At 31.9% G+C, this 24,915-nt stretch carries 15 protein-coding genes and 1 tRNA gene; 5 read left to right on the forward strand and 11 right to left on the reverse strand.

Annotated features, from left to right (window positions below; genetic code table 11):
• Positions 1–251: 251 nt before the first annotated feature.
• From ES044_RS02005 to ES044_RS02025, 5 genes are all read right to left on the reverse strand, one after another.
• A complete protein-coding gene (locus ES044_RS02005; RefSeq protein WP_147119651.1) occupies positions 252–563 on the reverse strand; it encodes a cupin domain-containing protein in 312 nt (103 codons plus the stop codon).
• 15 nt (positions 564–578) lie between these two features.
• Positions 579–2,258 (reverse strand): hydantoinase B/oxoprolinase family protein, encoded by a 1,680-nt coding sequence (locus ES044_RS02010; RefSeq protein ID WP_147119650.1) that lies wholly within the window; start codon positions 2,256–2,258, stop codon positions 579–581.
• A gap of 2 nt (positions 2,259–2,260) precedes the next feature.
• Complete coding sequence (locus ES044_RS02015; RefSeq protein ID WP_147119649.1) at positions 2,261–4,321, reverse strand: hydantoinase/oxoprolinase family protein; 2,061 nt, start codon at positions 4,319–4,321, stop codon at positions 2,261–2,263.
• Positions 4,322–4,545: 224 nt separating this feature from the next.
• A complete protein-coding gene (locus tag ES044_RS02020) occupies positions 4,546–5,547 on the reverse strand; it encodes a zinc-dependent alcohol dehydrogenase family protein (protein ID WP_147119648.1) in 1,002 nt (333 codons plus the stop codon).
• Between the two features lie 118 nt (positions 5,548–5,665).
• Positions 5,666–8,065 carry a TonB-dependent receptor gene (locus tag ES044_RS02025; protein WP_147119647.1) on the reverse strand — a complete coding sequence of 800 codons (2,400 nt, stop codon included), beginning with the start codon at positions 8,063–8,065 and terminating at the stop codon, positions 5,666–5,668.
• Between the two features lie 143 nt (positions 8,066–8,208).
• On the opposite strand from ES044_RS02025, the gene ES044_RS02030 reads away from it, so the two are divergent.
• Positions 8,209–9,513, forward strand: a complete 1,305-nt coding sequence (locus ES044_RS02030; RefSeq protein ID WP_147119646.1) for a hypothetical protein — start codon at positions 8,209–8,211, stop codon at positions 9,511–9,513.
• A gap of 265 nt (positions 9,514–9,778) precedes the next feature.
• Here the strand turns inward: ES044_RS02030 and ES044_RS02035 are convergent.
• From ES044_RS02035 to ES044_RS02060, 6 genes are all read right to left on the reverse strand, one after another.
• A tRNA-Ser gene (locus ES044_RS02035) sits at positions 9,779–9,863 on the reverse strand.
• A 93-nt stretch (positions 9,864–9,956) separates the two neighbouring features.
• Positions 9,957–10,484, reverse strand: a complete 528-nt coding sequence (gene rimM / locus ES044_RS02040; protein WP_147119645.1) for a ribosome maturation factor RimM — start codon at positions 10,482–10,484, stop codon at positions 9,957–9,959.
• A 19-nt stretch (positions 10,485–10,503) separates the two neighbouring features.
• Complete coding sequence (locus tag ES044_RS02045; protein ID WP_147186864.1) at positions 10,504–11,046, reverse strand: 30S ribosomal protein S16; 543 nt, start codon at positions 11,044–11,046, stop codon at positions 10,504–10,506.
• A 540-nt stretch (positions 11,047–11,586) separates the two neighbouring features.
• Positions 11,587–11,802 (reverse strand): hypothetical protein, encoded by a 216-nt coding sequence (locus ES044_RS02050; protein WP_147119643.1) that lies wholly within the window; start codon positions 11,800–11,802, stop codon positions 11,587–11,589.
• Positions 11,803–12,689: 887 nt separating this feature from the next.
• Positions 12,690–13,322, reverse strand: coding sequence for a response regulator (locus ES044_RS02055; protein ID WP_147119642.1), 633 nt, complete (start codon positions 13,320–13,322; stop codon positions 12,690–12,692).
• Between the two features lie 83 nt (positions 13,323–13,405).
• Positions 13,406–16,444 carry a two-component regulator propeller domain-containing protein gene (locus ES044_RS02060; RefSeq protein ID WP_223269201.1) on the reverse strand — a complete coding sequence of 1,013 codons (3,039 nt, stop codon included), beginning with the start codon at positions 16,442–16,444 and terminating at the stop codon, positions 13,406–13,408.
• A 1,023-nt stretch (positions 16,445–17,467) separates the two neighbouring features.
• On the opposite strand from ES044_RS02060, the gene ES044_RS02065 reads away from it, so the two are divergent.
• The 4 genes from ES044_RS02065 (at position 17,468) to ES044_RS02080 (ending at position 24,551) form a co-directional block, all read left to right on the forward strand.
• Positions 17,468–18,406, forward strand: a complete 939-nt coding sequence (locus ES044_RS02065; RefSeq protein ID WP_147119641.1) for an NAD-dependent epimerase/dehydratase family protein — start codon at positions 17,468–17,470, stop codon at positions 18,404–18,406.
• 636 nt (positions 18,407–19,042) lie between these two features.
• Positions 19,043–19,768: a hypothetical protein gene (locus ES044_RS02070; protein ID WP_147119640.1), complete on the forward strand. Its 726-nt coding sequence runs from the start codon at positions 19,043–19,045 to the stop codon at positions 19,766–19,768.
• A 1,042-nt stretch (positions 19,769–20,810) separates the two neighbouring features.
• The gene (locus ES044_RS02075) at positions 20,811–22,883 is read left to right on the forward strand and encodes a prolyl oligopeptidase family serine peptidase (protein ID WP_147119639.1); all 2,073 of its coding nucleotides are present in this window, start codon (positions 20,811–20,813) and stop codon (positions 22,881–22,883) included.
• Positions 22,884–23,240: 357 nt separating this feature from the next.
• Positions 23,241–24,551, forward strand: a complete 1,311-nt coding sequence (locus tag ES044_RS02080; RefSeq protein WP_147119638.1) for a DUF418 domain-containing protein — start codon at positions 23,241–23,243, stop codon at positions 24,549–24,551.
• The last annotated feature ends 364 nt before the right edge of the window (positions 24,552–24,915 follow it).

Here is a 24,915-nt window from a genome sequence, read left to right on the forward strand (position 1 = left end):
TGCATTAATGTCCGAATAAAGACAGAAAATCGCCTAGCTGATAGAAATAAAAGCAAAGACTTAATTGTAACTACTTGATACATCGTAATTTTTCAATTTTATATTTTCAATTATAATATGCAAAAGCACATTGATAAAAGTAAATTGACTCTTTAGCTTATAACTTCAAATGTGATGATAACATCACTGTTAGAGCAAATCAATACACTTTTATCGGACATTAATGAATTTCATAAATACTGAATTATACTTTAGTCTTCCTTAAACAAAAAGAATAGAATTTTACTCATCTCTAACGTTTCTGTTTTGCGGATTTCATCTTTATTTAAATAGATAAGATCTCCCGCATTCATAACTTTCTCATTTCCATCTTTTGTAAACACTTTCAGTTTACCAGAAATCAGATAACTTATCTCATGCGAATCAAGTGCCTTAAAAGGAAGTATTTGTCCTTTTTGCAAAACTACGGAACCACAATCAATAGCCATTCCTTTTTCTTGCTTTTGAATAATGTATTTTAAATAGGCATCCTCTTCTGGGTAACTTAATTTTATAACTTCCATATCTTTTGAGTTTTGTTATGCTTTACCAATTTTAGGATAATGCTCTAAAGCTTGCGCTGTTGTAATAAAGCCATTTTTAATATCTTTTTCTATTTTCTCAATCGGACGGTTTTTAGGGTCTCCATAGCCTCCACCTGTTGCGGTTACTAGCTTTACTCTGTCACCTTTATTGAGCTTTACATTTGTAACAACATTATAGGTTTCTTCAGTACCATCTGTGCGTATTACGGTAAAGTAATTATAACTTCCTTCTTTTCCATCAAAAAGTCCCCAAGTAGGAATTGAATATCCTAAAAAAGCACCCGTTAAAAAGGCTTCATCAGATAAAATTTTAAAGGTTAAATATTGCCCATTTCCACCTTGAAATTCTCCGTAACCACCACCTTCATTATGAAAAGCGTATTCTTCTACAACAACTCCATATTTTCTTTCTCGAGTTTCTGCAGGAATATTATAAGATTCTCCATGTGCATACGAAAATTGTCCACGATTTCCATCGTGCGTAGCACAACCTCCCCAACCTCCAGAAAGTGGTTCTGCCTGAACGTAAAATTCATTAGTTACTGGATGAATTCCAGAAATATACGTGACACATACCGATCTAAAATGACCTGCTGGTAATTTATCTGGAACTACAGGGCCTAATGTTTTTAGTAACAAATCTATTGCTGCTAAAAAAACTTCATAATAAACAGATATTGGCGCGGGTGCTTCTGCACTCACAATTGTCTTTTCTGGACAAATTAATTTTACGTGCTTAAAAGAGCCGTTATTTGCGGGTAATGTTGGTGTAGTTATCGATTTAAAAGCCGCTCTAACGGCGGTCTCTAATCCTGTTCTTGATAAATTTAAAGGACCTTTTAATTGTTGATGAGATCCTGTAAAATCGCAAATCATGTTTTCATCTGAAATTGTTATTTTTAATTTCAGAGGAAAAGGACCGTTTCCAAAACCGTCATTCTCTATCCAACCTGTGTTTTCATACTCACCATTCGGAATTTTTTTCAACTCTTGCAAACTAATACGCTCGCCATAATCCATAAATTCTTCAGCAGCTTGTTTATAAGCTTCTAAACCGTATTTATCAATCAATTTTACAATTCTTTCGGCTCCTACATCATTAGCAGCAATGCCCGAAAATAAATCACCTAGTGTACTTTTTGGCAATCTTACATTGACTTCAATCATTTTAATAAGGGCTGAATTTAATTTGTCTTCCTCTTTAATTTTAATAAAAGGAAAATGCAAACCTTCTTGATAAATTTCAGTGGACACTGTTGATACAGAACCTGGATTTGTTCCGCCAATATCTGTCCAATGTGCTTTATTTACTGTAAAAGCAACACGCTCCCCTTTATAAAAAACAGGTGTAATTAAAGCAATGTCTGATAAATGTGTTCCACCACCGGCATACGGCGTGTTTGCAATAATAACATCTCCTTCTTTTATCGGGTTGTCTTTGTCAAACCGTTCTAATGTTTCTTCTACCACAAGACTCATTGCTGCTAAAAAGGTAATTACTCCGTTACCTTGCGCTAACAATCGTCCTTCGCCGTCTGTAATACCCACTGCATAATCTAATGCCTCGTATATTATAGGACTCATGCTCGTTCTCTGAATGGTTTCAAACATAGCTTCACCAATGGATATTAATGAATCTTGAATGATATCTGATGTGAATTTATTTAAGCTCATAGTTATTGTATTTTGCTAATGATAATGTTTGCATACTCATCAATTGAAAATTGATGTTTGGGCGGCACAACTGTTGAAGTAGATTGTTCTACAATGATTGCCGGACCTTCAATGGTCATTTCAGGATCTAATTTAGTCCGATCATAAAAATTAGCCTGATGAATGCCTGCCTCATCAAAATCTACGGCTTCTGTAACAATTAAAGCATTTGCTATTGTGTTGCCTTTTGCTATAACTTTGGCAATAATTGGTTTGTTTACGATAACCTCTGCAACCAAGTGATAATTCACAATTTCAATTGTTGTATCTTTTAAATTAAAGGCGTATCGCTTTGTATGTAGTTGATGAAAATTATTTTCGATTTCATCCATTTTTAAATGGTCTAAATTAGGAATACCCAATTTTACCGAGTGTTCTTGACCATTATAACGCAGGTCTAAATAATATTCAAATTTGATATCTTCTTTTAAATAAGAATCTCTTTCGTAGGCTTTCACAGCCTCATCCTTCATTTCTTGAAAAACAGCTTTCAACGTAGAAAATTTATCCTCATTCAAATCCATCACATCGGTACGAATGTAATCTCTTCTTAAATCTGACATTAACATTCCGAAAGCAGAAAATACACCTGCATTTAAAGGTATAATTACTTCTGGCATTTGTAGTTCTTGCGCTAAATAAGCGCCATGCATGGGTCCGCCACCTCCAATAACAACTAATGTGAAATCTCTTGGATCGTAGCCTTTATTTACAGAAACACTTTTTAAGGCATTAACCATATTAGAATTCGCAACGCGAATTACACCACGTGCAACCTCTTGCATCGTCATGTTTAATGTTTCACAAAGTGGTTTTACTGCTTTTTCTATACTGTTGAAATCTGGTTTTAATTCACCTCCTAAAAAGTAGTCTTTGTGTATGCGGTTGCAAACAACATTTGCATCTGTTGTTGTAAAATGAGTACCTCCTTGACCATAAGACGACGGCCCTGGATTTGCAGCTGCACTTTTTGGTCCAACACGCATTTTACCTCCATCATCTAACCAAGCAATACTGCCACCGCCATTTCCTATTTCTACAATATCAATAACTGGGGTAAGTATCGGGAATCCGGCTTGGGTTTTTGTTTTTTCAATATTGTAAGTTGTTACAATTTTCGGTATTCCGTTTTCAATCAAAGAACATTTTGCGGTGGTACCTCCAATATCTAAAACTAATAAATTTTCTTTACCAATTGTTTTTCCTAACACTACTGCACCGAGCATACCACTTGCGGGTCCAGATTCAATAAGCGTAATCGGATTTGCCTTTACATCGTCTACCGTGGTAATGCCGCCATTAGATTGCATAATATAAAGATCATTTTTATACCCTAACTTTTGCAAATGATGTGTTAGATTGTTTAAGTATTTTGTGGCTAATGGTTTTACATAAGCAGAAAGCACTGTAGAACTCGTACGCTCATATTCTCTCCATTCTCTAGTAACTTCGTATGACGAAATAACTTCGAATTGTGGATATTTAGCACGAATATAGTTCGCTAATTTTTCTTCATGAATAGGGTTTTTATAGCCGTGCAAGAAACAGATTGCAATTGCTTCTACCCCTTCTTTTAAAAATTCTACAATATGTTTATCTACGGTAGTTTCATCAATTGGTGTAATAATTTCCCCTAAATAATTGATACGTTCTTTAACTTCTTGTCTCAAATATCGCTCTACAAAGGGTGCTTCCTTTTTAAAGTTAAAGTTATATAAATCGGGTCTTGTTCCTCTTGCAATTTCTAAAACATCTCGAAAACCTTCTGTTGTAATTAACGCTGTTTTTGCTCCTTTTCTTTCTGTTATTGCGTTGATTACAACGGTAGTACCGTGTGCAAAAAAATCAATAGTACTAAGATCTAGTTTTATTTTATCGATGGCGTTGAGAATTCCTTTCTCAAATTCGCCTGGAGTGGTACTTGCCTTTGATACCTCTACATTTTTAACCTCTTTGTTTTTTTGATCGTAATCGAAAAACACAAGATCTGTAAAAGTTCCTCCAATATCTGTTGCTACTCTCATATCTTTTTATTGTTTTTTTTTGAAACTCCATTTTGAAAAATAGTGAAGCTGTAAATTTAAAAATTTATCTAAACCTGTCTGTTTAAGGCAAATTAATCCCGCTAGATGCTGAAACAAGTTCAGTATTATAAGCGGGATTTTTGATTTAACACCTCTAACACTCTTCGTCAAAATATTAAAAAAGTATTCTTATTTGATACTACAATGAGTACACCTCGCGGTATTTATTTACTTACGCGAACTACAATTTTTCCTATCTGCTGATTAGAAAGCATATATTCATACGCTTTTTTGTAATCTTTGAAATCAAAAACTTTGTTCACAACAGGCTTAATTGCTCCTGTTTTAATTCTTTCTAAAATATAAGCTTTACACTCATTCAATTTATTGATGTCTTCTACATGATTGAATTGAGAATATGCATCCATAATTGCTTTTTTACGAATTAAAGGAACCAAAGGATATAGTGTTGGATTCGGATCTAATAATCCGTAAATAATAATCACCGCTCCCATAGATAAAGAGTCTAAATACTCGTTACAAAAGTTTCCTGCTACCGGGTCATAGACAAAGCTAACGCCTTTTCCACCCGTTATTTCTGATAACCTACTCTCAACAGACTCCTCGTTTGTGATGACAAGATTATGGATCCCTAATTTTTTTAACTCCTCTTTTTTAGCACTTGATCTTGTAGACCCAATGGCATTGGCTCCAGCATCTCTTGCCAATTCAAAACAACCATAGCCAGCTGAACTAGAAATAGCAGGAATAAAAACAAAATCATCTTTTTTTACGCTACCTACATGGAATAAAGCAAAATAAGCGGTAGAATATTGCATCCAAATAGAACAAGCTTCTTCTGTTGTTAAATTTTCTGGCGCTTTTGATAAATAATCTTGCGGTACCGTGGCATATTCGCCTTGCACTCCATATTTATCTGTGTTTAAAGGTATGGAAGTAACCCTATCACCAACCTTGAAATCAGTTACTTTAGCCCCTATTTTAACAACTTCACCTGTTGCTTCTGAACCAATACGTGCAGGAAAAGTTGGCAACGTAGTATGAGCACCTTGGTAATGAAGCACATCTGCTCTATTTATCGCAAATGCATCTACTTTAAATAGTACTTCGTCGTTTACTGGATCTTCCAGCGTTACATTGTCCATTTTTAAAACGTCTAATTGTCCTGTTTGATGAAACTGTAAAATGTTGCAATTGATTTTCATAATTTGTTATTTTAAGTATTTATTTTTTTAAAATTTTGCATCAATAATCTACCCTTCCTATCTAATTATTGATAGGAAGAAAAATTTATTATTAAAGTTTATAGTTTATTTTCTAAATTTAGAAAGTATAAGCGAGGTCTATTCCTACTGTTGTTGGTGTATTCGGAAACCTTAAGTTATTAAAACCAAATTCTGCTGTTGGGAAAAACTCGGTATTAAATTTCGTGTTTAAAATATTATTTGCCCAAAGGTTGATTCCTATTTTATCAAATTTTAGATTTATTCTTGCATTTACCAGCGTGTACGGATCTTGTTTGTATTCCTCTAAAGGATCCCAATATTGTGTTCCTCTACTATCAACATTTAAATGAAATCCTAATTTTGATTTTTCTCCTAATTCAAAATTAGCATTTGCACCCAACTGAATGGTACTTTTTATGGTAAACGGCGATGTATTTCCGCTAACATCAACATCTTCATGAGTTTCATAATCAAATGCTGCCGCATTCGTTAATCTGTTGTACGTCCCTTTTTTTATCTCACCGTCATTAAAGCCTACACTTGCAAAGAAATCTAGGTTGTTGGTTGCTCTAAACTTTAATTCTGATTCAAATCCTGAAATTTTAGATTCATCAAAGTTATAAATACCTAGTACTGCGGGTGTTACAGGGATAAACGTGTACTGTTGCTGATTTTCAAAATCTATATAATAGTAAGAGTTATTAAAAATAATTCTATTATTTAAGAAGCTTGTTTTTAAACCTACTTCGTAATTATTTGTAAACTCTGCTTTATATGTTTTATCAAATTTTACGGTAGTATCTGCATTAAATCCTCCACTTCTATACCCACGTCCGTAATTTGCATACCCCATGGTGTTTTCTGAAAATTGATAAGATACTGAAAATTTAGGTTGCCAAACGGTGATATCGTTTTCTTGAGAAGTATTGAAGATACGAGATTCATTTGTTAGTTTGTCATAATCTACCCGAACACCTGCAGATACTGTAAATTTGGAAGTTACTTTAAAATCTAAAAAACCAAAACCTGCCAAAGTCTCTATGGTATTATCGTCATCATTCCCTACCAATGGATCATTACTATAATTCGCGTTTTCAGCAGAAGCATCTACAAAACCACCCTCATAATACGTTTTATTTAAAAAAGTAGAAGTATTTAAGTAGCGTTTACTATTTTGATACAGTGTACCAAAAGTATAGTTAATTTTAGAATTTTCATCGCTTTTTGATGTTACTCTAATTTCTTGACTAAAAGTATCAGAATTTACTTGTTGTGATACTTTGCTAAAAGCATACTGTGAATAATCATTTTCACCTATGTAATATCTTTTGGTCGCATTATAAGAAGTAACCGACTGTATTTTCATTTTATCTAAAGAACCTTCCAATTTAAAACTACTCAATGAATTCGAGAGATCTGAATCTCCTAATACATCACCAAATGGTTCGCTAGAGTAATCATCATCTGCCAGTGGAGGTCCTTCAACAAAAATATCTGTTTTAGTTACATAATAATTACCACCTGCATCTATATTAAAATTATCTTGAACATACGTTGCAGACCATCTTGGGTTAAATTTGTATTTCAATTTTGCCCTTACATTGTATTCCTTTGAAAAATCGACCTTTTGATTTAAAAAAGTATTGTTAATCAATCCATCAAAAGAATTATAATGACCGGTAACACTGTAGAAAAATTTACTTTTTACCAAAGCACCAGAAGAAGATACCCCTGCTCCAAACATTCCGCCATTCCCTGAAGAAAGCATTACTTTAGTTTTATTCTTATTTGTAGGCTCTTTTGTCGTAATATTAATAGCGCCTGCAATAGCATTTTTGCCATAAAGCGTTCCTTGCGGTCCTTTTACAAACTCTAATAATTCGATATCATATAAAGACATATTCATAGCACTTGCATCTGGCAAGGTCATTCCGTCTATTACAACGGCCACAGGTGATTCTGCATTTCTAATTTGCGAAATACCTCTTACCGTTAAAAAATTAACCCCAGGTTGTTGCGCTTCGTTAAAAGTTACATTTGATATTTGAGAAGTAAATGATTGAATATTATTAATACCACTTAACTCAATTGTTTCGGCATTCACCGCTACTGTGGTCTCTGGGAGACTTTGAATAGCTTGCGCCCTTACCCGTGCTTTACTTGCTACTGAAGAAAAACCTTTAATAGTAATAGCGCCTAATTGATTTGGTTGTTCTATTAATGTGATAAACAAATTATTGCTTGTTATCTGTACTGTTTTGCTCTCAAAACCTAAATAAGAAACGACTAACTCTTTCGTCTCTTTACGTACCGAAATAATAAAATCCCCATTAAAATCAGAAGTAACCCCATTATTTGAGTTATTTTTTTCGATGATAGTGGCCCCGGGTAATGGGTTTCCTGTTTTGTCTATAATTTTACCCCCAATATCTTTATTTGTTTGTCCAAAAATGAACAGGGATGTACTGCATAAAATGCAAAGAAATAAATGTTTCATTATCAAGTATTTAAAATTGGTTAAACAAATCTAAAAATATATTATTATTAATTCCATCATTCCTGTTAATTTAATATTATTCATTCCAAATAGGAATTTCACTGGAATATCTTTATTTTTGAGAATATTAAAAACAGATATCAATGAATGTAAGAGGAATTCAACTATCAAATGGTTTTATAGAAAGCCTTCATAATGAGTTATTAATGACTTTTTCAAAACATTATGAGATCGAATTAAAAACGTTGACGGTATTTCAGCTGTATGGCTTTGGGAATTATAATGATCAACAACCCAACCTAAAAGGATTTATAATCGAAAAAACTACTAAATGGATTAACGGTAAATATATTTATAATAAAGTTAGAGAAGTAGAAAAAGGGAATAGAAAGAACGTAAAAATGAGAAGGGATTACTTATCGCTGCTAATAATAGCTGTAGGATATGATAACTACAAACAATATTTAAAGGAATCCTTATATATTAGTGATGCCACTAGAGAAATAGAAGGAGAAAATATTGAGGATAATTCGACCAATGAAAATACGCTTTACTATGTTGGATATTATGTTGAAAACGAGCAATATTTTATAAAGAGTAAGTTTACCATTCATAAAATGAAAACAGTTTCTTGGGAACTATTGTATTGGGAACGGAATTCGAAACCTATTTTCTATACTTATTTCGGAAAATGTGTACCAACAGGTGAAAGTGCACTGTCTTTTTACTTTAACAAAGAAAATTCGAGTTTAAACAAAGAGTGTTTTGTGAATTTATTTTATGGCAATAATATGCAATCTAAACCAATTTTATTAGGCGCTTATTGCGGTTTTAATAGAAACAACAGCCCTGTTATAGGTAAATTAATTTTAGAGCAAGTTAATGACAAAGAGACACAAGATATAAAAGTAAGATCTCCCGATATAAATCCTATTTTTCACCATCACTTATATTCACAGCGGATGGAGGTAGAAAGTATATTACCACATAAAGACTCTGATCTTTCTGTTTCTATTAACCGTTTAGAGATTGTAAACTTTTTAATCGGAGAATATTTTGGCTTTTATCTTGATGAAAATAATTACTTAATCCCAATCAAATTTACAGTACACAATGACCTTGGGGAATTAACCTTAAAAATTAATAACAAAAGTTTTGAAGGAATTGGCCGAATTAATAAAACAGAAAATTATTTAATTTCTGAATTTAAAGAAAAAAGTAATTCTTACTCTCAATTTTCTATTCAAGTAAAACCTCTAGAAAAAGATTTATTTAAAAGTTATATTTTAGTCTATTCTGGAGCAGATGTATTAAGCGGAAAAGTATTATTATGGAAAAATAATCTTACTTTAGAGGCTTTATTAAAAGATAATAAAGGGTTTTATTTAAATATTAGCGATGTAGATACATTGACTGAAGAAAAAATTAAAAGATACCTTAAGCCTTGATTTTATTAGAATTGAATCGTTTTTATCACCATTTATCAACCATTAAAGCGGTTTAAATATACTTAAATACAAACCCTAAAAAGTATTCTTAAAAAAACCAATAACAGCTAAATTTAAAATTAATCTAACATCATTTTCACCCTATAAAACAGACATAAAACTGTCTGCTACCCGTTATAATTTGATACTTTTATTGATATTCCTAAAAACATAAAAAACCTGTAAAATATTGATTTACAGGTTTTTACTCGTCTTGTTGTTTTCGCAGAGAGGAAGGGATTCGAACCCTCGATACGTTGCCGTATACACACTTTCCAGGCGTGCGCCTTCGACCACTCGGCCACCTCTCTAATTTTTGAAGAACTCTCTTCAGTATTTCTGAAATGATTTCAACACTTTACTATTTAAACTCAAAATAATGAAACTAAAATCCTGAACTAAATTTAGGATAAATACAATTCAATTAACCCGGCAGGCGTTTCTACTTGTATTGTTTTATTTGCTCTATCTACTTTTTTGATAAAATCATCAACCATAGGAATAAAAATCTCTGTACCTTCTCTATCAATCTCAAAAAGTGGCTGCGCAGCTTTATCGTTGATATGAACAATTTGCCCTACTTCACCAAAATTCACATCAACAACCGTAAAACCAAGAACCTCATGATAATAAAATTTATCACCAGATAATTTAGGCAACATGGTTGATGGTAAATAGATTCCGCATTTTAAAATAGCATCTGCTTCTTCATCAGAATATACATCTTCAAACTGAACACGCAATTGATTCCCTTTGTGAAGTGAACTTTTTTCAATAAAAAATGGAACCAGATTACTGCCAAATTCGACGTAAACTGATTCCATTTCTGTGTACAACTCGGGCTCGTCGGTATCTAATTTGATCACAACTTCGCCCTTAAAACTATATTTTGTAACGATTTTGCCCAAATAAAAACAATCTTCTTTACGCATCTTCGTATAAATTTATAATTTATTCTGCTGCTTTTGCTGCTGCTTCATCAATTGTTTCAGGAGCTGCTTCTGCCGCTTCTTCAACTGTAACTTCAGCAACAACCTCTTCAACAACTGGTTTAGCTGCTTCAATTCTTGCTTCGTTTACTGCTTTTTCTGCTGCAAATGCTTTCGCTTTTGCTTCAGATTCAGCTTTAGATAAGCCTGCTTCTTTATCAGCAACTTTAGTAGCTTTTACTTCTAACCAAGCTGCAAATTTAACATCTGCTTGCTCTTGTGTTAAAGCACCTTTTCTAATACCACCAACTAGATGATTTTTTAACATTGCACCTTTATAAGATAAAATGTTTTTAGCGGTATCTGTTGGTTGTGCACCATTTTGTAACCATTCTACAGCTTTATCGATATCTAAATCGATAATTGCAGGGTTCAAATTAGGATTGTAAGTACCTATTTTCTCTAAGTATTTACCATCTCTTTTTGCACGGGCATCAGCGGCAACGATCCAATAGAATGGTTTCCCTTTTTTACCGTGTCTTTGTAATCTAATTTTTACAGACATAATTTGTTAATTTTTTAAGGTTCTCGACCTTGATTATTAAAAATCCTACCATCGCGTGGTAAGTGGGCGCAAAAATACAAAACCTTTTGAACATAAAACTAGATTTATTAATAATTTTTAGGTCTTTTGAGCGGGCTTTCATTCCTCGCTTCTCGCAAAAAACACCAGAACTAAAACAAAATACTGTCTTCAGCAGATTCGAAAGATTCAGCCCCTAAAGCATTTCACTCAAAAGCTAGTAAACTTTCAATAAAAAAAATTAACAACATACAATAAGATCTCTCTTATGACTCAGACCCAAAGTACCAGCAAAAATTAATATTAAAATTGGCAATCAACAATTTAAACACTTATACTCAAATTCATTAGTGTCCGATTAAAAATAGTATTCGTTAATAAAGTACTTTAAAATAAAAAGATTGCACTTGCTTTTTACAATTACACCTTGTTTTTAGAATTAATTCTGAAATTAAAAATGTATCCTTTTTTTTTATCAAATTTTAAGTTAGTTATAATCTAATCTTGTTTCCCTACCGGAAGCTACAGTGTACCCTCATCTTTTACAAGTTTAGCTCCTTCTATTATGTATGACAACCTGTCCAATCCTTTTTTTAGTATGATTACTCCAGGTGGTCCTTGAGAATCATAGCCTTTCCAACCTCCAATTCGTCCTATAATCCAAGCAGCCCATTTTGTTGTTTTAGGATTGTTATGGTTTTGAAGTTTGATGGTTTTTCCTTGTAATTTTTTGTTCATAAGCTCAAGGATTTCTATTTGATCAGCGTTAAAAACCTCTATTATTGGCCGACCTCCTTCTGGATCTGCATAGGCAATGTTTATTTGTAATATTTTAAAAGAGCTGTCATTTGAAGTGCTACTAACTTTCTAATAGCCCATCCATTTTCTAATTCTGTCTCTTCAACCTGCCTGCCTTTAGATTTGTAAAGTTACTTTTAAGAAAATAATAGAAGAGATGATTATGATGATGAGATTTCTTTTTGTGCTACTTTTTTTCTTTGTTGATAAGTGTAACTTTGTTAATAACTTAAAAAAGAATGGGGTGAAGTTTAAAACAGTGAGCTGTGTCGGATTTATCTGAACGTCCCAAACCACTATCAGTATTGAACCGTCCTTTATGTTTTGATAAATTTACTTCGCAGGTATCTTGTATGCATAATAAATTCCTTCCTTTAGCAAGGCTACTCATTCGATTGAAAGACTCTTTAATCAGTATTTCTTCTTTTACCTTATCATTATTTAATAAACGATAATAACTTTTTTGTTCTGCTTTTGTTGTAGCAAGCTGTCGAATAGTAGAACTTGGATGAAAAGAAAGTTTACTCTATAGTTCTTTTGCTCTTCTTTCAAGTCGTACATCCCCAATCAATCCAATATAATCAGGAAAAAAGAAGGAAGGGTTAATGTCTGTTATCATAATGTAAAGTTAGTATATTTGTGGGTACACTTTAGCTACCGGACAGGCAGGTTGGCTCTAAAAGCAAAGCGATCTTGTTTCTTTTATCCGACAACAATGTTATGTTATTAAAAGTGAACAGCAAGTGTGCCATCTCCTCCTAAAATTACTTACGTTTAAATTAAGAACAAAACTGTCTAACTTTTTTCAGGATTATTTTTTACTAAAATCAAATCTCATTATTATAAGACTTTTTGATAAGTTCTGCTTTACTATTAATTTCTAAAACTTTATAAATATTTTTTATATGACTACGAACAGTATCTAGAGATATAAACAAATTGTCAGCAATCATTTTGTAGCTTTTCCCGTCAACTATTTCCGTTACAATTTCTTTTTGCCTTGTAGTAAGCAATCCTTTTTTTGAGGCATTTGGTGCAAAATGATTTGCAATTTTTCTAGCTATTGAAGGTGACATATAAGAACCACCTTTATAAACAACCTCTACCGCTTCAAGTATTTTTTTTAAAGGTGTTCTTTTAGATAAATAAGAACAAGCTCCTGCACATAATGCCTTAAAAATGCTATCACTGTCTTCAAAAGTTGTGAGCATTATAATATCAATATCTGGTAACTTTTTTGTGATTAAAGGAATTCCTTTAATCCCAGACATTCCTAATAAATTAATGTCTAACAGCAAAATAGCTGGCTGTAGTATTTGTAAATCTACATTTTTAAGAAAATCTTCTACACAAGAAGTAATTAGCACACAATCTATATGCGGCTGTGTATTAAAAAATGCCTGTAAGCTTTCTTGCACTAAAATATCATCTTCTATAATTGCAAGTCTTAAATCATTCATTTTTTAATAATTTGTAGCACAAATACTTATTAAGTAAAGTTATAAAAATAACTATGTAAAAAAAATCACATATTCATGTGGTATTATAAATTAAATGGTAGGTATACTTGAATACAAAAACCAGCATCTTTTGTAATTTTAAGTTTGCCTTTTATCTGCTTCGCCCGCATTTCCATATTTAATAACCCTAATCCTGTAGAAGTACAATTTCCGATATTCTTTCCATTATCTTTTATTGTAAAGTGACTTCCTTTTTTTTGATTCACAATACTAATCGTTACTTGATTTGCATCTGAATGACGAATTATATTGGTAATAGCCTCTTTACATATTAAAAATAAATTTTGTTTTATCTGTGGAGATAATTTTCGATTTGGATGTTTTATGGAGCTTGTTTCCAGTTGAAATGTAATATCTAAAGGTAATAAAGTATCTTCTGCAAGTTCTTGCATTCGCTCTACTAAATCATTTGTAGTCTGTCTTCTGCTATCAATACTCCAAACTAAATCTCGCATTTGAGAAATAGCATTTCTACTAATTACTGCAATTTTTTGTAATTTCCATTTATCTGCATCATTTGCATTCGTTTCTAAAAGTTCGGTTTGCATCGCCAAACCAGATAACATAGAACCTACATCATCATGTAAATCGCTTGCAATTTTGGTTCGCAACCTTTCCATTGCTAAAATCTGATGCAATCTATATTTAAAAATAGCATAGAGCACCAAGAATACAGCCAAAATTATCAAGCTAATAAACCCCCATTTTTTATAAAATACTTGCTGTACAATAATAGGAATTGATAATGAAATAACACTTGCGTTTCCGCTAGAATCTGTACCTTTTACCTTTAACGTATAGTGGCCAGCTGGCAATTGGTTGTAACGAATGGATGCCTTATTACCTTGATTGAACCAACGATCTTCAAAGCCTTCTAATTTTGTGCTATAGGTATTTTTTGTATTCTGAAAATAGCTTGTCATCATCCAGCTAACTTCAAAATATTGATCATAAGGTGAAATTTTTAAAGTTATAGGTTTAGTTTGACTATAATCTGTATTAAAATTCTTTTTCTCCTTGCTATTATAACCAGAAACGGCTAAAAAACGTAGTTTTGGGGAATTAGATTTTTTTAAGATTTCACTAGGTTTAAAAACGGTTAAACCGTTCATACCACCGAAATAAAAATCACCAGCAATAGATTTATAAAATGATGAGTAGTTGAATTCGTTATTTGACAAACCATCTTCATCATAAAAATTTTGAAAAATTTCAGTATTTTTATTGAATTTAGAAATTCCATTATAGGTACTAATCCAAAGATTTTGTTCTTCGTCTGTTAAGATTCCTACAATGGTGTCATCAGGCAAACCTTGATTTTTGGTATAGTTTGTTACGGTATTTCCATCTGCAGAAATATGGTTAAGTCCACCAGCATAAGTGCCCACCCAGAGACCCCCATCTGCATCTTCTTCCATAACAAGAATAAAATTTCTTGAGATACTTGGTTTAGAATCTGTTTTATATTGTTTTTCTAAACGTCCGTTAAGATGTATTTTTAATACACCATCGTTTTGCGTTCCTATCCATACAATACTATCTGTTTTGCTTTCTTTAAAATATCTAAAATCAGCAATATCGGTTTCAGTTTTTGGATTTTTAAAAATAAATTCACTAGTTTCTGTTTCAGGATCAAAAAGTAGTAACCTGTTTAAACTTTGTCCTAAAAGTATTTTACCACTCTTAAGTTTAATCAATGTATTTTCTCCTTTAAGTGAAATATTATAATTAAATTGAGGGTAACTTTTAGTAGTTCCGTCCTTCAAATTTATTTTCAGTAAATTATCTCCTATTGTAAATACGTGCTGCTTTTTGTCATCTAAAACATAAAAATTGCTTCTGTATTTTGATGCATCTTTTGATACACTATCTAATTTAATTTGTAAAGTAGCAATAGTGCCATTTTTTGTTTTGTAGAGAAGTTTGTTTTCACTCTCACATTTTGCAAAAACAGTTCCATTTTCATCTTCAAAAAGACCACGCATTGTGTTAGCCCAACCTTTATTTTTAGATGTAAAAAGAGTTTTAAAAAGCTCTTCAATTATTTGAATTTTAAACAAACCGTTGTCGGTTGCGACCCAAAGTAATTTATTTGCATCTATAAAAAGATAATTAATTTTAGAGTATTCAAATCGCGCTATTAATTGCGCTGTATAATCAACAAATTCTCCTTTAAGATTCATGCGATATAACTTTTTACTACTCGCAAACCATAGTTGTTTTTGATGATCTTCTATCGCATAGTAAAATTGGTTTTTATCATTAAATACGTGTTTTTTTATTATTTTTTTTTCATCAAAAGTAAAAATACCAAGTTCTTTTCTTGGAAAAAAATAGTGGATATTATCACTATTATAAAAAGACACCGTAAAATTTAAATCGGCAGAATGCCACGTATAATTGGATAACTGAAACGTGTTTAATAAATTTCCTTCAGAATCAAATTTTAAATTTCCATGAGATGCACTCCACAAAATATTACCATGTGTATCATTAATTAATCTACTATAAGCATATTTAGGTCTTTTTATAAAAGCTCTAACTTCAAATTTTTCATTTGTTAGTTTTTGCAGGTACTGTTTTGCTTTTCCGTTTTCTACTGATAAAAAATCGTCAGACATAATCCAAATGCTGCCATCTATAGCTTTCAATATTCGTAAAACGTTGCCTTTAATATTGTGTGTATGATTGTAAGCAATTACTTTATCTGTAGATAATTGTAGTTTAAAGAGCTTTTCATTTGCTAAATACCAAAGTTCGTTGGTCTTATTATCAAAGACCAACTCTCCTGTAATTAATTCCTCTTCAATATAATAAGGATTACTTTGATCAGAATTATAAACCTTAAAATTGTAACCATTGTAACGTATCAAACCAATATCTGTACCAAACCACATCGCACCTGTAGCATCTTGTGTTATCGATGTAATATCTCTAAAGGGTAGACCTTGTTCTGTAGTAAGCACATCTATTTGAGATGGATTTTGTGCATTCACAAAACTGCAAACAAGTGCCAATATAAAACACGTAATTATTCGAGCAATTTTTTTAATGATTTTCAAAAGTAATAATTAAATAAGTAATTAGCTGATTTTCAAATATACGAAATAAAGAAGCTAAATATCACATTAAGATGTGGTTGACAAGATCCTAAACATCCTTTAATTTAGTTTTTGTTAACAACGAACCTTAAAACTATTTATTTAAAACCAAATTTATGAAAACATAAAAACAAGTGCAATTGTATTATTTCTACTTATTGGGCAAATCAGTTTTGCGCAAAACAAAAGTTATAAAGAAACAGTCACAGAAAATCATACTGCAGAAGAAGATTTAAAAGTAGTTGCAGACTATTTTGATGCACTTTTAAATAATAAAATGGATAAAGCTGCTAGCTTACTCGCTGAAAACCTTGTACACAATGGGCCAAACTTCGGTAAAACAGAAACAAAAGTTGAGTTCATTGCCAATTAGAAAGAATCGCATAAAGTACGTACAGAACAAAAAAACAACTTTGTTAGTCAGACATTTAGAGTTATTGATGGCGACTTAATAGGTGATTGGGTTGCTGTTTGGGGAAACTACATTTTTACACAAGATGGTATTGAAGTGAATATGCCTTACCAATCAACGGCAATGGTAACAGACGGTAAAATTGCTAGCCTTACCACCTATTATGACGTGTTAGCTATTTCTCTAGCTATGGGTTATGCGCTAACAAAGAATTAGAGAAAGAAGAATTAGAAGTAATAGTCAAAAACCTGAAAGGCATCGCTAAAAAATTGCTAAAGATTCTTAATGGTGTCTATTAAGTGTAACTTCATGAAATAACATTATTGTATCATAAAAGACTCAAGATTGCTTGGCTTTTAGAACCAAGACTTGATTCTAGCTATCTGACAAACCGATATAACTTAAAATAAAATTGTCTACTTTATATTGATAAAACCATTTTTAATAAAGCAAGGTGCATTTAAAAAATTCGTTGAACCCTATATTTTAAATGGGTTTATGAAACTAAATAATACGTTTAATAGGGAACTAGTGATAAAATAAATATATTAATAACTAAAAATCAATTAATTATGAAAACAGTAGGTATTATTGGAGGTTCTGGCTTTATAGGAAGTTATGTTACCAAAAACTTTTTAGAGCAAGGCTTTAAAGTTAAAGTTTCTTCGACAGACATTACAAAAAGTGAAAAATATGCGCATTTAAAAGAATTAGGCAATGCTAAAAATTTAAGTATTGTTCCGCTAAATGTAGAAAATAAAGAACAATTAGAAAATTTTGTATCGGACTGTGATATTGTAGTGCATGGAGGTACACCTTTTCAGTTAGATTTTAAAGATGCAAAAACCGAATTATTTGATCCAACCTTAAAAGGCACAGAAAATTTTTTAGCGGCAATTAACAACGCAGCTAAAGTAAAAAAGGCGGTTTTAATTGCTTCGGTTGCTGCTTATAACACGAACTTCCCATTGCCTGCTGGCAATAAATCATCAAATGATACATTTAGCGAAAAAGATACGCCTTTTATGAGCGAAGAAAGTCATCCGTATGCACAAGCAAAATTTATTGCCAATACAACCGTGAATGACTTTATAAAAAAACATCCTACTTTAGATGTAGAAATAACCACTGTATCACCCGTTGGTGTTTTTGGAAAATCGATGTCGCAAAGACAAGACTCTACCTCTACTGGTTTACAATATTTAATACAAAATAATATTGCGCCTAATCCATTTGTACAAATGTTGTTTGATACGGATGCAGAAATGGCAATGGTAAATGTAAAGGATGTTGCAAAAGGTATTTACAATGCTGCAACAAAAAAAGGGTTACATGGTAAAAACTATTTATTGACTAGTGAGTCATATCCAATATCAGATATTTCTTTGATGCTGAATAAAAAAGAACCAAAACATGCCGCTAAAGTAATTTATCAAAATGGTTTAGCAGAAAAAGAATTAGATTTACCGTTCGTTTCTGCACAACAAACGTTAAATGAGTATGCTAGTTAATATTTTTTTAAAATAGTACTTATCAATTTTAGCTTATCAAAATCCCGAAGTAAAACTTCGGGATTTTTATTGAAATTAACATTTCTCAAAAAGTAAGAATCTATATCATAAATGAGTATAAAATAAGAATTACGAAAAAAAAATATTAAAATTAAGATTCGTATTGTGCACGCTAACTTCATTTATTTTATGCAATAACGAGTAGACAAAAGAGGATTCGGAAGCTGCAATTATTAAAAAATAAAATCAATGACTATTTCCAAGAAACTTTTGATCAGAATATTCCTAATTCTCCAGAGTTTCAAACAAGGATCGCAATAAAAAAAGACTGCGAAAAGCTGATGATAATTCACCTACTATCGAAAAAAAATCTGTAAAAATTTAACAAAGAAGATCTGGCTAGGTTCAGATCTTCTTTAATCGTATTTACGCTTTCAAAAGACGAATTTAGGAGAAGAATATAATATTCGAGAATTTCACGAAGTAGTTATTTCTCACGCTACAATCCCATTAAATATTTTAGAAGATTTTTTGCAACAACAAAACCACATCAATATGTGATTGATTGTTAAAGAAATCTTAAATACTTTGCAAGTGTAAAAATAACAAACACATTATTAATTTAAAAACACACGTATGAAAAAAGTATTTATTATTTTATTGATGTTCCCGCTCTTGACAATGGCACAAATGACCGAGGGACTTCTTACCTTATCAGAAATTACAGTAAAGCAAGGACATAATGCTCAATTTATGGAAGGTGTTAAAAAATGGAAAGAATGTTATAATAAGGAAGAAGGCACAAATTCTTGGGCTTTTTGGTCAAGGCTTCAGGGTGAAGGAAACGTATATGTCATTTCTGGTAATATGCCAAATTGGGCTGAAATGGACAAAGAAGATATGGCTAGTAAGTCATGTAGCATCATCGCAATGAATTTTATTACGCCACATGTTGAAAAAATTAATTATAATATTACCAAAACGCTGCCAGAATGGAGTAAAAAGAGCGAAAATACCGATACAAAGCTCGCTTGGGTTACTTCTTTTAGAGTTAAAAATAATGTTTTATTTGCTGAAATTATTAAAGAAATAACGGAAGCTATTATTTCTGAAGAAGGTGAACCAAGAGGGAATTGGTATCGTTTTATGGGTGGCAGTGAAGATGCCCCTGATTATATGGTATCTGATTTCTTTAAAAGTTATGCAGGCATAGATGAAGATGAGAAAAGAAATGGCCCATTTGAAATTTATAAAAAAGTGAATGGCGACAAAAAAGCGAATCAGATGATGGATCGATGGATGAGCGCTGTTGATGGTTCTTGGTCTTATCTCTATGAGCTTAATGCAGCGTTATCTAACTAATATAATATACCCTTTTAATGCGATTGCAATAGATCGAACAATAATTTTTACGTTGTTCGGTTTATTTTATGGTTATAAATAACTAAAATAAATTTAGTTGTAAAAAGTGTTTTTGTGAAGTCTTTTGGCAAAACGTTTTTATGCCTTTTATCAAGGCACTACTAGTAAGTTGTGTTCAATTATAAATAGTATTTGGGTTTTTTAACCAAAAAATCTAACCAAATATGAATGAACAACCTCGAAGCGGAGCTATCGAGGTATCAAAAAGGAATATCCTTTTAATATTTCGACGCAGAGCGCCAGGATATTTAACTCAAGATTCCGCTAAATACTGAAACAAGTTCAGCACATAAAGCGGGATTATCCTGCCTACCGGACAGTTAGACCCGCCTAACAGCAAGCAGATTCAACTTACAATTTTGAATTTATAGCTTCGCTATTTTTCAAAATTGAGTTTCACTAATAAAAACAATATGAAAAGAAAAATAATATGTTTAGCAAGTTTTCAATTATTCACTTGCTCATTAGTAAGTGAAAATATGACGGGTAAATGGTATGAAATTAAAGAGAAATGACAAAACAGGTTCTTTTAGAGGTTTTGCTTATTGAAAATATTGCCCACTAGGCGCTATAACTTTAGTCGAAACCTTATTGAACAAGATTTGAAAATGAAAGCCGAAACCCTAAAATCAGATACAAGTCAAAACACTTTAAGAGATAAAATAACTTCTGAAAGCGCACGGTAAAATTTAACGCATTTTAAATTATATTTTGATTAGATGTAAAAAATCATTTGAAAGGATTTCATATGACAGCATGCAAATTGATTTACAACCTCTTTTAAAGAGCACTGAAGTTTAATATTATAGACCGTCTTTAACTTTTAAGCAGGAAGTGTATGCCTATTTATTAAAGTAATTAAAAATCAGTTAAAAGGATCAGAAAAAGAATATGGCACTTAATTTCTGATAAAATTTCAATTTAAGTACATCAACATAAAAAACACAACACCTCATTTTATAAAACTAAAACCAACTGCAATATGAAAAAGTACATTTTATTACTCTTAGCACTTATTGGAACAAATCAAATTTTGCAGGCCCAAGATGATAAATATATATGGCTAGAAGAAGTTGATGGCAAAAAAGCTTTAGAATTTGTAAAAACTCAAAATAAAGCTACGGTAGATAAATTAAGTTCTGAAAAAGACTATCAAGAAATTTATGATCAAAGTTTAGAAATTTTTAATTCTAAGGAAAAAATAGCGTATCCAAATGTTTATGGAAACTACGTATTTAATTTTTGGAAAGATAAAGACCATATAAGAGGTATTTGGAGAAGATGCTCATTAGAAAGCTATACGAACGGAAATCCGAAGTGGGAAACCTTATTAGATATTGATGAACTTTCAAAAAAAGATGACATTAAATGGGTGTATAAAGGAGCTAGTGGTTTGTACCCTGATTTCAATCGTTTTTTAGTTAAACTTTCTAAAGGTGGCGGCGATGCGGTTGTTACCAAAGAGTTTGATATTAACAAAAAACAGTTTGTAGAAAACGGGTTTTTTATAGCGGAGTCAAAAGGTAGTGCCAACTATATTGATGATAAAACTTTAATTGTTACTTCCGATTTTGGCGAAGGTACTATGACAACATCTGGGTATCCAAGACAAGTAAAAGTATGGAAACGAGGTACGCTTCTAAAAGATGCACAACTTATTTTTGAAGGCGATTCTACAGATGTAAGTGTACAAGGCTACGTTACACGCGATGGTTCAAAACAATATACTCTTGTTAGAAAAGGTGTAACATTTTATGCACGCAACACCTTTATTTGGAAAAATGACAAACTAATACAACTAGATATTCCTGAAGATGCTGAAACAAATGGTATTTTAAAGAATCAAATGCTTGTTCAATTAAAATCTGATTGGACAGTAAATTCTAAAACCTATAAAACAGGAACGCTTTTAAGCATCAATTTCACCGAATTATTAAAAGGGAATAAAGAAATCGAAGTAGTTTTAGTGCCAGATGAGTTTTCAAGTATTTTAGGTATTCGAAAAACCAAAAACAAACTTCTTGTCAACGTTTTAAAAAATGTAGTTGGTCAATTATACATCTATTCATTTAGCAACGGAAAATGGTCAAATCAAAAAGTAGATACACTCAATTTAGGCGCTATTTATATTAAAGATACAAACTCATTTACAGATCAATTTTTCTTTAGTTTCGAAAATTTTATTACGCCAAGCACCTTATACACTGCAGATGCAAGTAATAATACGTTTAATGCATACAAATCTTTACCTGCTTACTTTGATGCTAGTAAATATGAAGTGCACCAATACAAAGCAACCTCAAAAGACGGTACCATGATTCCTTATTTTATGGTCTCTGCTAAAGGCATTAAAAAAGATGGTTCTAACCCGACTTTAGTCTATGCATACGGTGGTTTTGAAGTTTCTTTAACCCCTTTTTATGCGCCAACTTTTGGCGTATCATGGTTAGAGAAAGGCGGTGTTTTTGTAATGGCAAATCTTCGTGGCGGTGGCGAATTTGGCCCTAAATGGCATCAAGATGGTATCAAAGAAAAGCGACAAAATGTGTACGACGATTTATATGCGGTCTCTGAAGATTTAATCGCTAAAAAAGTAACCTCACCGAAACATTTAGGCCTTTTAGGCGGCAGCAATGGCGGTTTGCTGGTTGGTGTTGCTTTTACACAACGACCAGATTTATACAATGCTATTGTTTGTGAAGTGCCTTTACTAGACATGAAACGCTATCATAAATTGTTAGCAGGCGCAAGTTGGATGGGCGAGTTTGGGAATCCTGATATTCCTGAAGAATGGGAGTACATCAAAAAATATTCTCCTTATCAAAACCTTAAAGAAGGAATGAAGTACCCAGAAGTCTACTTCGGAACTTCTACTCGTGATGATAGAGTGCATCCTGGTCATGCGCGTAAAATGGTTGCTAAAATGAATGCTATGGGTTACAAAACCTATTATTATGAAAATACAGAAGGCGGTCATGCAGGTTCATCAACCAATGAACAAAGAGCAAAATCAAATGCTTTGATGTTTTCTTATTTACTAATGAAGTTGAAGTAATTTATAGGCCAATTATAAATGTATCATTTAAAAAATAAATATATGGTTATGAAAAAATGCATAGGTTTATTTAATAAGGCAATCTTACTCGTATTCTTCTCAAGATTAATTTTTAGAATTTGCTGGTTATAGAACATAAATTTATAAAAAACAATTCCCAACAGTCTCTTGTCTTAAAGTTAAAGAATTAGCCTTAACAGAATTTTGACTAGATATTAAATTAGAAGCCCATACAACTCAATAAAACTAAAGTGTATAATTTTTTGTGATACGTTTGGGTTCAAGTTTTTTTAATTTCTAAATCACATTAAAATTTAGTTAGTATCAATTTTAATCATTAACCCAACCAACAAAAAAATGCTAATAACCCAAACATCATTGACCCCATTAAAAGCACTCGATCGTATTCAATCTATCGACGTGATGCGAGGCATCGTTCTTTTCGGTATTTTATTGATGAATATCAATGGAATGGCTTTGGCAGATGCCTATGCTGACCCAACTGTATCAGGCGGCTCCACAGGATGGGATCTATACACATGGATTACCACAAATATGCTTTTTGAAGGGACGATGAGAGCTTTATTTTCACTGTTATTTGGAGCAGGTATGTTTATTCTTTTAGACCGTATGGAAAAGAAAGGTGCTGGCATCAAGGCCGCAGATATTTATTTTAGAAGGCTAACTTGGCTTTTAGTTTTTGGTATCATACATGGTTATCTTTTAGTTTGGACTGGAGAGATTTTATTCAATTATGCGCTTATGGGTTTTTTGGTGTATTCCTTTAGAAATATGACACCTAAAAAGTTAATTATTATTGCTCTAGTTTTATTTTCTACAGGTACTGTTTGGAATTATGCCGATTATAAAGCTAATGTCAAATTGATGGAAAACGTCGCTATGGCGGAACAATTTAAAACGGATGGAAAAGAACTTACCGAAGACCTCAAAACAGCTCAAGTGAAATGGGAAGAATTACAAAAAAAACGTTCACCAGAAGCCATTGCTGAATACAATTCAAATATGCAAAAAAATTATTTTGGGGTGGTTGCTTTTTTGGCACCTATTAATATGCATTTTGAAACGTATTATTTATATCGGTATGATGTTTGGGATATTTTAAGCATGATGCTCTTAGGTATTGCCTTTTTTAAACTGAAAATATTGTCGGCGGTAAAATCCTATCGCTTTTATGGGATTATGCTGGGAGTGGGTTATGGCATAGGATTGATTGTTAATTATTATGAAGTTCTAATGATAATGGACAACAACTTTTCGTTTTTGAGTTTTTCAAAATCTAACCTCACTTATGATTTAGGTCGTGTATTCGTTGCCATGGGTCATATAGGTGCGATAATGCTATTCTGTAAATCACCTATTTTATCACAACTAAAAAAAGCACTCGGAGCAGTTGGTAAAATGGCTTTAACTAATTATGTAATGCATTCGGTAATTGCGATGTTTGTTTTTACTGGTGCTGGTTTTGGGCTATTTGGAACTTTCCAAAGACATGAACTCTTGTACATTGTATTTGCAATTTGGATTTTTCAGTTAATTGCAAGTCCTATTTGGCTTAAGCATTATTATTTCGGCCCATTAGAATGGCTTTGGAGAAATTTGAGCTATCAAAAAAGACATGCTTTGAGAAAGAAAAGTTCGAAACCATAAAAATAATTAATTCATGTTACACTAAAGAAATGAAAACCAAAAGCAACACATCAAATTTTAAAAACACTTTAAACGCTTTATCGCTTTTTATTATAACGTTTTTACGACTGTTGGTTTCCCTAAACTAAAGACCAAAGCGTGGCTGTCAGTTAAAACTGAATCAAATCACTTCTATTAAAAATAGAAAATTTGCAGATTTTATTGCTATTGATTATGATCCATGAAACCATATAAGCGTGTTGAAAAATATTCATTATGAGATGAAATATAGTGTGGTTAACAAAAAGTAAACAGGAATATTCAGATATGAATTCTACTGCTTTTATGATGTTCAATTTTGATTAAAAAAGTAAAGTACATCGCA

This window comes from Polaribacter sp. IC066, from assembly GCF_007997085.1.
Taxonomy (GTDB): Bacteria; Bacteroidota; Bacteroidia; order Flavobacteriales; family Flavobacteriaceae; genus Polaribacter.

Excerpts from the sequence above, each read along its gene's own strand:
- ES044_RS02005 (WP_147119651.1), bottom strand. The coding sequence starts at position 563 with ATGGAAGTTATAAAATTAAGTTACCCAGAAGAGGATGCCTATTTAAAA.
- ES044_RS02010 (WP_147119650.1), bottom strand. The coding sequence starts at position 2,258 with ATGAGCTTAAATAAATTCACATCAGATATCATTCAAGATTCATTAATA.
- ES044_RS02015 (WP_147119649.1), bottom strand. The coding sequence starts at position 4,321 with ATGAGAGTAGCAACAGATATTGGAGGAACTTTTACAGATCTTGTGTTT.
- ES044_RS02020 (WP_147119648.1), bottom strand. The coding sequence starts at position 5,547 with ATGAAAATCAATTGCAACATTTTACAGTTTCATCAAACAGGACAATTA.
- ES044_RS02025 (WP_147119647.1), bottom strand. The coding sequence starts at position 8,065 with ATGAAACATTTATTTCTTTGCATTTTATGCAGTACATCCCTGTTCATT.
- ES044_RS02030 (WP_147119646.1), top strand. The coding sequence starts at position 8,209 with ATGAATGTAAGAGGAATTCAACTATCAAATGGTTTTATAGAAAGCCTT.
- rimM (WP_147119645.1), bottom strand. The coding sequence starts at position 10,484 with ATGCGTAAAGAAGATTGTTTTTATTTGGGCAAAATCGTTACAAAATAT.
- ES044_RS02045 (WP_147186864.1), bottom strand. The coding sequence starts at position 11,046 with ATGTCTGTAAAAATTAGATTACAAAGACACGGTAAAAAAGGGAAACCA.
- ES044_RS02050 (WP_147119643.1), bottom strand. The coding sequence starts at position 11,802 with ATGAACAAAAAATTACAAGGAAAAACCATCAAACTTCAAAACCATAAC.
- ES044_RS02055 (WP_147119642.1), bottom strand. The coding sequence starts at position 13,322 with ATGAATGATTTAAGACTTGCAATTATAGAAGATGATATTTTAGTGCAA.
- ES044_RS02065 (WP_147119641.1), top strand. The coding sequence starts at position 17,468 with ATGAAAACAGTAGGTATTATTGGAGGTTCTGGCTTTATAGGAAGTTAT.
- ES044_RS02070 (WP_147119640.1), top strand. The coding sequence starts at position 19,043 with ATGAAAAAAGTATTTATTATTTTATTGATGTTCCCGCTCTTGACAATG.
- ES044_RS02075 (WP_147119639.1), top strand. The coding sequence starts at position 20,811 with ATGAAAAAGTACATTTTATTACTCTTAGCACTTATTGGAACAAATCAA.
- ES044_RS02080 (WP_147119638.1), top strand. The coding sequence starts at position 23,241 with ATGCTAATAACCCAAACATCATTGACCCCATTAAAAGCACTCGATCGT.